Source organism: Paeniglutamicibacter antarcticus (genome assembly GCF_039544305.1).
GTDB classification, from domain to species: domain Bacteria; phylum Actinomycetota; class Actinomycetes; order Actinomycetales; family Micrococcaceae; genus Paeniglutamicibacter; species Paeniglutamicibacter antarcticus_C.
Genome location: NZ_BAABLK010000028.1, coordinates 21,741 through 34,384, shown reverse-complemented (window position 1 = coordinate 34,384; position 12,644 = coordinate 21,741). Strand labels below are relative to the sequence as shown.

General features: G+C 64.0%; 13 protein-coding genes and 1 tRNA gene. 1 reads left to right on the top strand and 13 read right to left on the bottom strand.

All coding sequences use genetic code 11. The features are described from left to right. Positions 1–138 precede the first annotated feature (138 nt). The 4 genes from ABEA12_RS09225 to ABEA12_RS09210 form a co-directional block, all read right to left on the bottom strand. Positions 139–687 carry a MerR family transcriptional regulator gene (locus ABEA12_RS09225; RefSeq protein ID WP_210102599.1) on the bottom strand — a complete coding sequence of 183 codons (549 nt, stop codon included), beginning with the start codon at positions 685–687 and terminating at the stop codon, positions 139–141. A 223-nt stretch (positions 688–910) separates the two neighbouring features. Next, on the bottom strand, positions 911–1,393 hold the full coding sequence (locus tag ABEA12_RS09220; RefSeq protein ID WP_210101252.1) for a bifunctional nuclease family protein: 483 nt from the start codon (positions 1,391–1,393) through the stop codon (positions 911–913). A 50-nt stretch (positions 1,394–1,443) separates the two neighbouring features. After that, positions 1,444–2,160 (bottom strand): transcriptional regulator FtsR, encoded by a 717-nt coding sequence (gene ftsR / locus ABEA12_RS09215; protein ID WP_210102600.1) that lies wholly within the window; start codon positions 2,158–2,160, stop codon positions 1,444–1,446. A 46-nt stretch (positions 2,161–2,206) separates the two neighbouring features. Beyond that, a complete protein-coding gene (locus ABEA12_RS09210; RefSeq protein ID WP_210101253.1) occupies positions 2,207–2,671 on the bottom strand; it encodes an FHA domain-containing protein in 465 nt (154 codons plus the stop codon). 243 nt (positions 2,672–2,914) lie between these two features. On the opposite strand from ABEA12_RS09210, the gene ABEA12_RS09205 reads away from it, so the two are divergent. Further along, positions 2,915–3,520, top strand: a complete 606-nt coding sequence (locus ABEA12_RS09205; protein WP_210101254.1) for a hypothetical protein — start codon at positions 2,915–2,917, stop codon at positions 3,518–3,520. A 222-nt stretch (positions 3,521–3,742) separates the two neighbouring features. On the opposite strand, the gene ABEA12_RS09200 is transcribed toward ABEA12_RS09205, so the two are convergent. The 9 genes from ABEA12_RS09200 to ABEA12_RS09160 form a co-directional block, all read right to left on the bottom strand. Further along, positions 3,743–3,816, bottom strand: a tRNA-Pro gene (locus ABEA12_RS09200). 84 nt (positions 3,817–3,900) lie between these two features. Further along, the gene (der, locus tag ABEA12_RS09195; protein WP_210101255.1) at positions 3,901–5,436 is read right to left on the bottom strand and encodes a ribosome biogenesis GTPase Der; all 1,536 of its coding nucleotides are present in this window, start codon (positions 5,434–5,436) and stop codon (positions 3,901–3,903) included. A 158-nt stretch (positions 5,437–5,594) separates the two neighbouring features. Continuing rightward, a complete protein-coding gene (gene cmk / locus ABEA12_RS09190) occupies positions 5,595–6,257 on the bottom strand; it encodes a (d)CMP kinase (RefSeq protein WP_210101256.1) in 663 nt (220 codons plus the stop codon). Then, positions 6,257–7,360 carry a prephenate dehydrogenase gene (locus tag ABEA12_RS09185; RefSeq protein ID WP_210101257.1) on the bottom strand — a complete coding sequence of 368 codons (1,104 nt, stop codon included), beginning with the start codon at positions 7,358–7,360 and terminating at the stop codon, positions 6,257–6,259. The genes cmk and ABEA12_RS09185 overlap by 1 nt, the downstream gene beginning before the upstream one ends. A gap of 4 nt (positions 7,361–7,364) precedes the next feature. Next, on the bottom strand, positions 7,365–8,423 hold the full coding sequence (locus tag ABEA12_RS09180; protein WP_210102601.1) for a pseudouridine synthase: 1,059 nt from the start codon (positions 8,421–8,423) through the stop codon (positions 7,365–7,367). 9 nt (positions 8,424–8,432) lie between these two features. After that, the gene (gene scpB / locus ABEA12_RS09175; RefSeq protein WP_210101258.1) at positions 8,433–9,092 is read right to left on the bottom strand and encodes an SMC-Scp complex subunit ScpB; all 660 of its coding nucleotides are present in this window, start codon (positions 9,090–9,092) and stop codon (positions 8,433–8,435) included. Beyond that, a complete protein-coding gene (locus ABEA12_RS09170; protein ID WP_210101259.1) occupies positions 9,089–10,003 on the bottom strand; it encodes a segregation and condensation protein A in 915 nt (304 codons plus the stop codon). Before ABEA12_RS09170 ends, scpB begins: the two co-directional genes overlap by 4 nt. Next, a complete protein-coding gene (locus tag ABEA12_RS09165; protein ID WP_425571765.1) occupies positions 10,003–10,899 on the bottom strand; it encodes a ParA family protein in 897 nt (298 codons plus the stop codon). Before ABEA12_RS09165 ends, ABEA12_RS09170 begins: the two co-directional genes overlap by 1 nt. Positions 10,900–11,159: 260 nt before the next feature. After that, positions 11,160–12,473, bottom strand: a complete 1,314-nt coding sequence (locus ABEA12_RS09160) for a cation:dicarboxylate symporter family transporter (RefSeq protein ID WP_345467782.1) — start codon at positions 12,471–12,473, stop codon at positions 11,160–11,162. Positions 12,474–12,644 lie beyond the last annotated feature (171 nt).

The window sequence follows — 12,644 nt, the reverse complement described above, 5'->3', positions numbered from 1 at the left end:
TTGTTGGGTGGCGGCCTGTCCACTACGAACATGCCCACCGGTGAAAAAGTAAATGGTACCCGTCAACTTCGTGTGCGCTTGAGCGCTCCGCACCAACAGGTACCGTCCCTGCAAGACTTTTTGGCTTGCCCCGGGGTTCTAGCTGACCGAACGCTTTGCTGCCCGGCGCACGGCCAGCTCGTCGCCAGGGAAGTCTGTGGCACGTTCGCTGGGCAGCTGCGACAGAGATCCCTCAACCTCACGCCACACGCGCCCCACGGCGATACCGAAGACGCCTTGCCCGCCCTGCACCAGGTCGATGACCTCATCAGCGGAGGTGCATTCATATACCGAGGCACCGTCGCTCATCAAGGTGATCTGGGCGAGGTCCTCGACTCCGCGTTCGCGAAGGTGTTCGACCGCCGAACGGATCTGCTGCAGCGATACACCGGTGTCCAGGAGCCGTTTCACGACCTTGAGCACCAGGATGTCGCGGAACCCGTAGAGACGTTGGGAGCCGGATCCGCTGGCTCCTCGCACTGCCGGTTCCACCAAGCCCGTGCGTGCCCAGTAGTCCAGTTGGCGGTAGGTGATCCCTGCTGCCTTGCAGACGATGGGGCCGCGGTATCCGGCATCCTCATCGAGCACCGGCAGATCCTCGGTGAAGAGAAGCCCTTGGGTATTGCGCTGGGAAGCCGAAGGCATCATTGAGTTCGCATAATCGTCGTCCGTGGGATTCATTGGAATCTCCTTGCTCAAGCATCCCCGTGAGGGAAAGAGGACTGCCTGGCTGAGGAACGACTCCGTTGCGAGTGAAACCGAACACCGTTGCGTGGCAAACCTTGGGAAACTTATGCTTCGACGGTACGACTACATTGGGGCCGCGTCAAAGACCTTCAAGCTTTACTTGAGGCGTGTCGCGGACGGCCGTCTATTTATCGAAGTCTTCCGGTTCGACCTCGTCGAGGAATTCGCGGAATTCACGCATTTGATCCTCCTGGCCTTCGACAACTTCGGAGTCATCAGAAACCATTACCGAGGCTTCATCCAGCACCTGCTCGTCGCACAGGATCGGACAAGGTGTGCGCAGCGCCAGGGCGATCGCGTCCGAGGACCGGGCGTCGACGCGCACGTTATCGGCGAAGACCAATTCGGCGCTGAAGACAGCGTTGAGCACCGAGACGATCTCCACGCGTAGCAGCGGCGCGTGCAGCGACTCCAGGGTCGAAATCATGAGGTCGTGGGTCAGCGGCCGTGGTGGCACGATCCCCTGCTGGAACATGGCAATGGCCGATGCCTCCGGAGCGCCAATCCAAATCGGAAGGTGCCGCTGGGTATCGGATTCTTTGAGCAGGACAAGTGGCTGGTTGGAGGGAAGTTCAATGCGAACTCCCACGACTTCAAGTTCAAGCATGGTTCGCTCCTTATCCAAGCGGCCGCAACTTGCAGCCGCCTTTGGCCGACCTAATGATCCAGTTTGGCAATCGCACCGTTGACCAGTGCACCATGCAACGCCATGCATGCATCGCTGATTTCCCGAGCGGTTTCTGCCGCCCGGGCCCGGGATGCCACGTCGCCTCGACTCATCTGGGGTGCCACGACCCGTTCGACAAGCCCGACCTCACGGTCCGCGGCAGCGCGGAAGGCACGCAGGTGGCGCGGTTCGATGCCGTGTGCCGCCAGTGCCGCGGCAGCCGCGGCAATCTTTTGGGCATGTTCATCGAAGCGGTCGTTCTCGGGCACAATCATGCCAAAGGCCAACAGGTCCTCAACGAGTTCGGCGCCGGCTCCGCTCAGGCCCTGCAGCTCGGCTTTGGTGACCGGGCGGGTGCGGGCGACCAGGTCCTGGGTCATCTGCTCGCTGATGCTCCGCGGCGCCAATGTGTGGCCCCCGGGAAGCTGATCGGGGCGCTCTCCCCGATCGACTTCGTCCAGGTAGTCCTTGATGACCTTCAGCGGCAGGTATTGGTCCCGCTGCAAGCCCAGGATGAAACGCAGTCGACCCACATCGTCAGGCAGGTACTTGCGGTAGCCGGCCGAGGTACGTTGCGGAGTCAGCAGGCCCTTCTCCTCGAGAAAGCGGATCTTCGAGGCAGTCACCTGCGGGAATTCTCCATGAAGTTCCGAGAGCACCTCACCGATATTGAGCGCAACGGCGCGCTGGGTATCGCCGGACACCACGGCCAGTCGGGGATTTCGGGCTGCCTGATTCACGAAGTTGTCCTGCTTACTCGCGGGTGTTGGCCGGGTTGTTTGGCAACGAGCTGTAGAAGGTCAGGCGGTACTTGCCGATCCGTACTTCAGATCCGTTGGCCAATCGCACCGAGTCCACGCGGTCGTTGTTGACGTAGGTTCCGTTCAATGAACCACTGTCAACGAGCCGGAAGCCTTCGGCGTCGCGAATGAACAGCGCGTGCTTGCGCGAAACCGTGACGTCGTCAAGGAAAACAGCCGCGTCCGGGTGGCGCCCGGCCTGGGTGCTGTCTTGATCCAGCAAGAAGCGTGCGCCCTGGTTCGGTCCGGAGTGCGCAATCAAAAGCGCGGAACCTTGTGGCAAGGCGGAAACTGCGGCGCGTTCTTCAGGACTCAGGCCAAAGAAAACAACTGGTTCACGCGTCACCGGTGGCAATGCAATTCCCGTTGTTTCGGATGATGTCTCGTGCTGCTGGTTAGGCACCTGAGCTTCAGCCATTTCCGGTCCTCCCAAAAATCTCTCTCATAATTCCCTTCGGACGTTGTCCCACCCCAAATCGGGCAATCGTCACACCTCCAGATTAGCTTACTAGTCGCCGTCTTGTTTTCGGGAATACGGACGTGGTGGATCTGAAGGGTTTCGCGGTCGGCATGGGATGATGCAGTCATACCAGATTCCGAGGACCGAGTCCCCCGCCAGAGAACCGCCTCCGGGGAATCCGGGCGCAAGCCGCACTGGGGCTTGCGCCTTGGATTGGGAGCCGCTGCGCTTGCCTTGTTGGTGCTCCTGTACTTCGTTGTGCGCCTGTTCATGCCCGTTTGGTGGGCCACCCGGATCTCGGACCAGACCCAGGGATCGCTGACCAGTGGAATCGTCCTTGGCCTGGTCTATGGATTCGTCTTTACCTTTGTTCCGTTGCTGATTGCCTGGCAGGCGCGTTACAAGAAGGTGTCATGGCTCTGGAAGGCGGTCATCGTACTTGCTGCGGTTCTGGTAGCGATTCCCAACCTGTTGACCTTGAGCATCTATGCCAATCCCTCAGCCGCTGCCGCCAAGGCCAGGAACATGATCGACATCAGCGCGACGTGGTTCCCTTCGTGGAGCATCGGCGGAGCCATCACCGGCCTGGTGTTGTTCATCAGCATTGCCGCGTTCTGGCACCTGTGGCATTCACGGGGACAGAAGATGAAGCCCATGAAATCCGAAATGAAGGCGCGAAACCCGGGACCGGGGAACCACCGACCGCCACGTCGCCCCACTTCCGCCAACGATGCAGGAACGGGCGACACCCCCCGGAGGCCACCCAAGACAGGCGATGAATTCGATGGGGGCAGCCCCACCGTCTAGGCGCTGAGCCTTCCTGGGCGTGCCCCAGGCGCTCCACCAGGACCCGCCGACCCTAGCGGTGGCGATTTGGGTGGTGCTCCTTTGCGTTTGCTCCGCGGCTTTCCCTGAAAAAGGCATATGCCTGCCGGTGACGCTCGGGCATGCGTGGAGCGATTGTCCCTGGACGTGGAAAAACCCCGGCAACCCAACGCTACTTCGTCGGTTTGCCGGGGTTTTGACCGGTCGGGCTAGCGGGATTCGAACCCACGGCCTCCTGACCCCCAGTCAGGCGCGCTACCAAGCTGCGCCATAGCCCGGTTGCTTCCGCAGCCGTTCTCCCTCATTTTAGTGAAGGTGCCGTCTGCGAAAAGCTCCGTGATTACCCTACCCTACTTTTTTGGCTACTTCGAACGCTGGCGCTTTTCACGAACGCGCATCGCAACCTCGATCGGTGTTCCCTCGAAACCGAAGGTCTCCCGAAGCCTGCGGGTAATGAACCGCCGGTACCCGGGATCCAGGAAACCGGTGGTGAAAAGGACAAAACGCGGTGGCCGCGAGGACGCCTGGGTGCCGAAGAGGATGCGTGGCTGCTTGCCGCCGCGCAACGGGTGCGGGTGGGCCGCCACGAGCTCGCCCAGGAAGGTGTTGAGCTTGCCGGTGGAGATGCGCTTGTCCCATGATTCCAGGGCGGTGTGCAGGGCAGGGACCAGCTTGTCCTTGTGCCATCCGGTCATCGCCGAGATGTTCACCCGCGGTGCCCACTCAACGTGCGCAAGGTCGGTTTCAACCTCGCGCTCGAGGTAGCGGCGGCGGTCATCGTCCATCAGGTCCCACTTGTTGAACGCGAGAACCAGCGCACGGCCCGAGTCGATGGCCATCTGCAAGATGCGCACATCCTGCTCGGAGAGGACCTCGTCGACGGCCATCAGCACGACGGCCACCTCGGCCTTTTCCAGGGCGGCCTGGGTGCGCAGCGAGGCGTAGTAGTCCGAGCCCTGCGCCATGTGCTGGCGGCGGCGGATACCTGCGGTGTCGACGAATCGCCAGACCTCCCCGCCAAGTTCGACGAGCTCGTCGACCGGGTCGCGGGTGGTGCCGGCAACGTTGTCAACGACAACTCGCTCGGATCCGGCCATCTTGTTCAGCAGCGAGGACTTGCCCACGTTCGGGCGGCCAATCAACGCAATGCGGCGCGGGCCGCCGCGCGGGATGACCCCGCCGAAGGCGGAGTGCTCGGGAAGCTTGGCAACCACTGCGTCCAACAGGTCCGCGGCACCGCGGCCGTGCAGGGCCGAGACCGGCCAAGGCTGGCCGAAGCCAAGGCCCCAGAGGAATGCCGTGTCGGCTTCCTGGTTCGCGTCATCGACCTTGTTGGCCACCAGCAGCACCGGCTTCTTCTTCCGGCGCAGCATCTTCACCACTGCCTCGTCGGTGGCCGTAGCCCCGACGCGGGAGTCAACGACGAAGAGGATCACGTCGGCAACGTCCGCTGCGATCTCGGCCTGCTCGGCAACGCGGGCGTGGATGCCCTTGGCGTCGTGCTCCCAGCCACCGGTGTCAACGATGGTGAAGTCCTTACCGAGCCATTCGGCCCGGTAGGTGACGCGGTCGCGGGTCACGCCCGGGACATCCTCCACCACTGCCTCGCGGCGGCCCAGGATGCGGTTGACCAGCGTGGACTTGCCCACGTTGGGACGGCCGATGATGGCCACGACCGGCGGGATGACCGCGTCGGCGTCGTCATCGAAGTCATCGTCCAGGTGCGCCAGCAGTTCGGCGTCCTCGGGATCCAGCTCGTAGTCCCCAAGTCCGGCCAGCAGGGATGCGGCGCGTGCCTCGGCGTCCTCCTCGCTGATCTCGGCCATGCGGTCGGCTATTTGGTCGTCGTTGACGGGCTGGTATTCGTCCCCGTCACCCGGAAGCAGGCTCTCACTCATGTGTGGTTCCTTTGCGTTGCGTGCCTCCACCAAACGCGGAAGCCGGTATCAATTCAAGCATGTCTGCCCCACCGGTTCTCACAGCGCTTTCGCACCGCCATCCCGGCGGGGATATGGGGGGGGTCCGTTTCCTGGCGGATCGCCCCCGTCGGTGGCCTCTAGGAGGCCTGGGCCTTGATGGCCTCGAGCACCGTCACCACGGTTTGCTCGAAATCCAACTCCGAGGAGTCCACGGTCGCCACACCGTCGGAGGCCACCTGGAAGTTCACCACCGTGGAGTCCTTGGCATCGCGGGCAAGCACTTGGGCCTGCAGCTCGGCGGCGGACTGGGTCCCGCCAAGCTGCAGTCCGCGGCGGCGCAGCCGTGCTTCCTCCGATGCGGTGAGCAGGATCCGGGCCGAGGCGTCCGGGGCCACCACTGTGGTGATGTCCCGGCCCTCGGCCACGATACGCGGGTGCGCGGCGATGATGGTGCGCTGCCGGGCCACCAGCTCCTTGCGTGCGGCCAGGTTTGTTGCCACCGCGGAGACGGCCTCAGAAACGAAGGGCTCGCGGATCGCCTGCGTGACGTCGGTGCCGTGGATCGTCACCTTTTCCACATCCGGGTCGGTGGAGATGAACAGGTCCGCCGCAACGACCGCTGCGGCCACGGCGTCGGCGTCGGTCAAATCCGTGCCCGCGTCAAGGGCGTGCCAGGTCACCGCGCGGTACATCGCACCGGTGTCCAGGTACGCGGCGTCCAGGCGTCGTGCGGCCTCTTTGGAGACCGATGACTTGCCGCTTCCGGAGGGGCCGTCGATGGCCACCGTGAGTTTGTGCATTACTGTGCAACCTTCCAGCCAAGTGCGCTGAGCACCGTGATCAATTCTTCGCGTCGTCCCGGGATGACCGAGACATCGACAAGGCCGACCTGGTGGCCGGCAGAGTGTTCCACCCGTAGGTCCTCGACGTTGATTCCCGCATCGCCAATCTCCATCAGGAGCTTGGCGACCTGCCCGGGCTTGTCCTTCACCACAACGGTGACCAGAGCAAAGGCCTGCGGCGGAGCACCGTGCTTGCCCGGGATACGTGCCTGCCCGGCGTTGCCCTCCCCCATCAATTCGGCGAGGTCAAGCAGGGCCCCGGAAGCACCGGGATCGCTCAGCGTGCAGATGAGCCGTTCGAGGTCCACGTGCATGCCACGCAGGATCGGCACCAGGGAGCCGGCGTTGTGGCTGAGGATCTGGATCCACAGCTTCGGGTCGCTGGCCGCGATCCGGGTGGTGTCGCGCAAACCGTTGCCCGCCAGGGCCAGCGAGTGGCCCGTGGCGTTGAGCAGCCTCGTGGCGATCAACGAGGAGGCAACCTGGGGGAAGTGCGAGATCAAGGCAACTGAGTCGTCATGGTCGGCCGCGTTCATCCTTGAGACGGTGGCACCCAGGTCGATGGCGAGGGCCTCGGCGGTCTTCACCGAGTCCCCGCGCGATCCCGAGTGGGCGCACACGACCCAAGGCATCGAGGTGAACAGCTCGCCGCGGGCCGAGGCCGGGCCGGAGCGCTCGCGCCCGGCCATCGGATGGGTGCCCACGTAGCGGGCCAGGTGCTCATCGGTGATCCGCCCGTCGGCCCGCACGGCCTCGAGGATCGAGCCCTTGACGCTGGCGATGTCGATGACGGTGGACATCGGGAAGTCCAGCAGCGCCTGGGCGACGACGGCCGCGGTGACATCCGGCGGCGCCGCAACCACCACGAGCTCCGGGGCCAGCGGACGCCCGGGAACGAGGATGGTGCCGGCGCCGATGTCCTGCGCGATGGTTTGCGCGCTGGGTGAGGGATCGCAGAGCCAGACGCTGAGTCCGCGCGTGCTCAGCCCCAGCCCGACGCTGGTGCCCAGCAGCCCGGTGCCGATGACCAGTACAGGTCCGGCAAGGTGCGTGGTGGGCATGGGGTTACATCCCCACCATTGCCAGCAGGTGTCCGACTTCCTGGTTGCCCAGCGGGCGGATGGTGCCCTGCTTCTGGTCGCCCAGGCGGATCGGGCCGACCTGTACACGGACCAGGCGGGTCACCGGGTGGCCGACCTCCTCAAAGAGGCGGCGGACGATGCGGTTGCGCCCGGAGTGCAGAATAACTTCCACGAGCACGTACCCGGGGGTCGAGTCGATCAGGCGGAAGGAGTCGACCGAGGCCCACCCGTCTTCGAGCTTGATGCCCTTCTTCATCTGCGCGCCGATACCGGTGGCCATCGGGCCGCGGACCTGGACTAGGTAGGTCTTGGGGACCTCGAATGAGGGGTGGGCGAGCCGGTTGGCTGCTTCGCCGTCATTGGTCAGGATCAGCAGGCCCTCGGTCTGGTAGTCCAATCGTCCGACGTGGAAGAGGCGTTCCTGGCTCTTCTTGCGCATGAAGTCGGTGATGCACTTACGGCCCTCGGGGTCCTCCATCGTGGAGACGACGTTGCGCGGCTTGTTGAAGACAAAGTAGCGCTTCTCCGCATCAAGCTGCAGGCGCATACCATCGACGTGCACCGCGTCGCGCTCCGGATCCACGCGCACACCGAGCTCGGTGATTAGGGAGCCGTTGACTTCGACGCGGCCGGCGGCGATCATTTCCTCGCAGACGCGGCGCGATGCCACCCCCGCATTAGCCATGACCTTTTGCAGGCGCACGCCCTCGAGGTCAGACTGGGCCGCTGCTGCACGGGCACGCTGGGTGGGCTTGGTGCGCTCGGAATTGACCGGGCCCAGGTTCTGGCCGAAGCGTTCCTTGCCGAAGGCCTTGGGGCCGGAGTACTTCTTGGCCGGCGCCCCGGACTTCTTGGACTGCTTCGGTCCGCCGTGGGACTTGGACCAGGAACCGGCCGAGGACTCGGTTCCGCGCTCGGAGCCCGGACGCGAGTCGGAGGAACGTGGGTTTTGCTTTGAACGGCCAGCACCGCTTGCTCCACGGCCGCTGCCGGAGCCTTGCGGGCGCTGGTTGCCGCGGTTTGGGCGGGATCCCTGGGTCATCATCTGTCCTTATGTCGTTTCGTGGTTCGCCGATTGCCAGGGCGAATCAACGTCGTAGTCGTCGATGTCACCCACACCGGGAAGATGCGGGGAGAGTCGGGGCAGCTCGGAGATACTGCCCAGTCCCAATCTTTCCAGAAAGTAAGAGGTGGTCTGATACAACGTGGCCCCACTTTCACCATCGTCGGGGGCTTCGTGGATCAGCCCGCGCGTGAGAAGCGTACGCACCACGGAATCGACGTTGACCCCGCGAATCGCCGCGATCCTGCCGCGGGAGACCGGTTGCCGGTAGGCGATCACCGCCAGTGTTTCCAGCGCTGCCTGGGTAAGTCTTGCCGTTTGGCCGTCGATGACGAAGCGTGAAACGAAGGGAGCAAAGTCACGTCGGGAGAAGATGCGCCAGCCGCCGGCCAATTCACGCAGCTCAAAACCGCGTGGTGTATCCCCACCATCATACGCATCCCGCAGGCTTTGCAAGGCCGCTGTGACGCGTTCCTCACCGACCCGAAGCACCGTCGCGAGGCGTGCGGCGGTGATGGGTTCATCGATCACCATCAGCACGGCCTCGATACCCGCTGCCAGTCCCCCGGGCAGTGAATCGACCTCGGCGCCGGCGGCGCCGGCATCCTGCGGTGTGAGCGGAGCGCGCGTTGCTGCTGGCTGGTTCATAGGTTTTCCCCCGGTGCGGGTGGGTTTTCTGTGGCGGAAATCTCATTTTCCCGGGTTGCAACCGGACCGTATTCCTCGCTCAGCGCGCCCGGTTCCCACTTCACTTGGGGATGGATCCAGCGGACGAGCAGCTCATCAAGCGGGGCGTCCTGCGAAAAGGCGATGACCGCCTCGCGGTACATCTCCAGCAGCGCCAAGAACCGGGCAACGACGATGAGCTGGCTGGTGGCATCGGCGATCAGTTCGCCAAACGCCATCGAGCCGGCATCCTTGAGCATCGCGGCCATCAGCCCTGCCTGTTCGCGCACCGATACGGTGCCTCCGTGCAGGTGCGCGATGCCTATCTCGGTTGACGCCGGTTTCTTGGGTGCCAGCGCCGCGAGGGCCAGTGCCGCCAGCGCGTCCGGGGTGGTCTTGAACACCAGATCGGGCAGCAGCGCAGCGAAGTGCGCCTCGAGCCCGGCCTGGCGCGGGAAGCTGGTTGCCTCGTCGTGCAGTTTCCCGCTGATCCATCCTGCGGCGTGCTTGAAGGCCTTGTATTGAAGCAACCTGGCAAAGAGAAGGTCGCGTGCCTCGAGCACCGCCATGTCTTCCTCGGACTCGGCCAGGGTGTTGGGCAGCAGCCGGGCGGCTTTCATATCCAGCAGCGTGGAGGCGATGACAAGGAACTCGGTGGTCTCATCCAGCGACGTCACCCCGGAGCGTGCCTGGAGTTCCTTGATATAGGCGATGAACTCGTCGGTGACCTCGGACATCGCGATCTGCGTGATGTCCAGCTCGCGTTTGGCGATCAGCGAGAGCAATAGGTCGAAGGGCCCGGAAAAGTTCTCCAGCGAAACCCGAAAGCCACCGGCGGAATCCTCTGCTGGATTCTGCTCGGTGGCCAGGGGTTCGGCGGCGGGTGCCGTCATTACGGGGCGCCGCCACGGAAGATCAGTTCCTTGGCCAGCAGGCGGTAAGCTTCGGCCCCGGGGTGGTTGGTCGCGTAGGAGGTGATCGGCTCGGCGGCGACGTTGGCATCGGCGAACTTGATGGTCCGGCGGATCACCGTCTCAAATACCGTGTCGCCAAACGCCTCAACCAGCCGGCCCACCACTTCGCGCCCGTGCAGGGTGCGTGGGTCGTACATGGTTGCCAGCACTCCGTCGATGCTCAGTGCCGGGTTCAACCGGTCCTGGACCTTTTCGATGGTTTCCACCAGCAGCGCCACGGCGCGCAGCGCGAAGAACTCCGCGGTCAGCGGGATGATGACTCCGTGGGCCGCGGTCAACGCGTTGACCGTCAGCAGGCCCAACGACGGCTGGCAGTCGATGAGCACGACGTCATAGTCGTCCGTCACCGAACGCAGCGCGCGCTCCAGCACCTGTTCGCGGGCGACCTCGTTGACCAGCTGGACCTCGGCGGCCGAAAGGTCGATGTTGGCCGGAAGCAGGTCAACGTTCTCCACGTCGGTTTCCAGGATCGCATCGCGGATCCCGACCTTGCGGTCCATCAGCACGTTGTAGACGGTGACGTCGAGTTCGTGGGGGTTGGTCCCGAAGCCTGCGGAGAGGGCACCTTGGGGGTCGAAGTCCACGAGCAGCACCTTGCGGCCGAATTCGGCCAGGGCCGCGGCCAAGTTGATGGTGGACGTGGTCTTTCCGACCCCGCCCTTCTGGTTGACCATGGCGATCACGCGGGCCGGGCCGTGGGATTCCAGTGGCGCCGGTTCGGGGAAAATCGTCATCGGGCGACCGGTAGGACCCAAAGGGGTTGGCTCCTTGAGCAAACCCGCACCTCGCGCCTTGCTGCCCTGTTCCTCGCTCACGGTATGAACCACGCTTCCGTTCGTTGTGCGATCTGGTTGGCTTCTTGTGTTCTAGGGTATATGTTTCGCGGGGTCGATTGCCGAAACAAGGTTTCGGCGAGCCTTTACCTTGAAGTTGAGGTCCAATGTTGCTACCCGGCTTCCGGCATGCCATGGGGAAGGCCCGTCGCCTGTGCCCGCAGCAACGGGCACGGCGGACGGGCCTCGCATTCCGGCTCCCCCGCTGTAGTCGCCATCGGCCGGGTGCGGGCAGGGATTTCCTAGTGTTCGTTGGCGGTCAGCGATAGCTCGTCGAAGGGGCGGTCCCCGGCCAGCACAGCACGGGCCTGCTCCATGTCGATTTCCTTGGTCCACTTGCCGATCAGCAACGTCGCAACGGCGTTGCCGGTGAAGTTGGTCAGCGCTCGCGCCTCGGACATGAACTTGTCGATGCCCACGATCACGCCCATGCCATCGAGAAGTTCTGGGCGGTGTGACTGCAGGCCCGCGGCGAGGGTAGCAAGACCGGCACCGGTGACACCGGCGGCGCCCTTGGAGGCGATGATCATGAAGACCAGCAGCGAGATCTGCTCACCGATGTTCATCGGCATGCCCATGGCGGTGGAGACAAACAGCGCGCTCATCGTGAGGTAGATGGCGGTGCCGTCAAGGTTGAAGGAGTATCCGGTGGGAACCGTGATCCCGACGACCGGCTTGGAAACCCCCGCGTGCTCCATCTTCGCGATCAAGCGCGGCAACGCGGATTCGGACGACGAGGTGGAGAAGATGAGCAGGTATTCGCGTGCCAGGTACTTCAGCAGCGAGAAGATGTTCAACCCGGTCACGGCGCGCAGCAGCGAACCCAGGATCACGATGATGAACAGCGCGCAGGTCGCGTAGAAGGCACCCATGAGGATGGCCATGGAACCGATGGCTGCCCAGCCGGTCGCCCCAACGACGGCGGCGATGGCACCGAAAGCGCCGATGGGCGCTGCCCACATGATCATCATCATGATGCGGAAGACCACGCCCTGGATGTTCTTGATGGCGCCCATCACCGGCTCGCCTGACTTTCCCATCGACTGCAGGGCGAAGCCCACGAAGAGCGCCAGCACCAAGGTGGGCAGCACGGGGATGTCCTTGGGGATCATTTCGAGCAGGAAATCGACCGTCGCGTTGCCGCCGGCGGCTGCACCCTCGTACTTTTCCAGTTTGAGGCCCGCACCGGGGTGAATCAGGTTGCCCACCAAAAGGCCGATGGCCAGGGCGAAGGTGGACATGGTGATGAAGTAGCCAAGCGCCAGCCCGCCGACCTTGCCGACCGTCGCGGCCTTGGCGATCGATCCGATGCCCAGCACGATCGTGCAGAAGATCACCGGGGCGATGATCATCTTGATCAACGCGACGAATCCGGTGCCCAGCGGCTTGAGCGCCTTGCCCACCTCCGGGGCCAGCAGCCCGATGGCCGCGCCCGCGACCACGGCGACGATCACCATGATGTACAGCCAGTGGGTGCGATCCTTCTTGGCCGGTGGTTCCTGGTTCCCGGCCGGATCCCGGTCCAAGACCCCGGTCGATGTAGACGTCGTTGCCATGCGTTGGCTCCTTCTGGTCAATGTTCGATGCCGGGGCCGGTGGCCCCAGGTGTGACGTGCACTTCATCCATGGTGGTTGCAGGAGCGTGCGTTGGGCTTCTTGTGTTCATAATGGTCATGGCACGCCGCCGGGCGAGCCATGACCACAGCGCTCCGAGCGGCCTGTTCCCA

What these genes read in the sequence shown, in the direction of transcription:
- ABEA12_RS09160 (WP_345467782.1), bottom strand. Translation starts at nt 12,473, where the DNA reads ATGGCAACGACGTCTACATCGACCGGGGTCTTGGACCGGGATCCGGCC.
- ABEA12_RS09185 (WP_210101257.1), bottom strand. Translation starts at nt 7,360, where the DNA reads ATGCCCACCACGCACCTTGCCGGACCTGTACTGGTCATCGGCACCGGG.
- ABEA12_RS09225 (WP_210102599.1), bottom strand. Translation starts at nt 687, where the DNA reads ATGATGCCTTCGGCTTCCCAGCGCAATACCCAAGGGCTTCTCTTCACC.
- der (WP_210101255.1), bottom strand. Translation starts at nt 5,436, where the DNA reads ATGAGTGAGAGCCTGCTTCCGGGTGACGGGGACGAATACCAGCCCGTC.
- cmk (WP_210101256.1), bottom strand. Translation starts at nt 6,257, where the DNA reads ATGCACAAACTCACGGTGGCCATCGACGGCCCCTCCGGAAGCGGCAAG.
- ABEA12_RS09180 (WP_210102601.1), bottom strand. Translation starts at nt 8,423, where the DNA reads ATGACCCAGGGATCCCGCCCAAACCGCGGCAACCAGCGCCCGCAAGGC.
- scpB (WP_210101258.1), bottom strand. Translation starts at nt 9,092, where the DNA reads ATGAACCAGCCAGCAGCAACGCGCGCTCCGCTCACACCGCAGGATGCC.
- ABEA12_RS09210 (WP_210101253.1), bottom strand. Translation starts at nt 2,671, where the DNA reads ATGGCTGAAGCTCAGGTGCCTAACCAGCAGCACGAGACATCATCCGAA.
- ABEA12_RS09220 (WP_210101252.1), bottom strand. Translation starts at nt 1,393, where the DNA reads ATGCTTGAACTTGAAGTCGTGGGAGTTCGCATTGAACTTCCCTCCAAC.
- ABEA12_RS09170 (WP_210101259.1), bottom strand. Translation starts at nt 10,003, where the DNA reads ATGACGGCACCCGCCGCCGAACCCCTGGCCACCGAGCAGAATCCAGCA.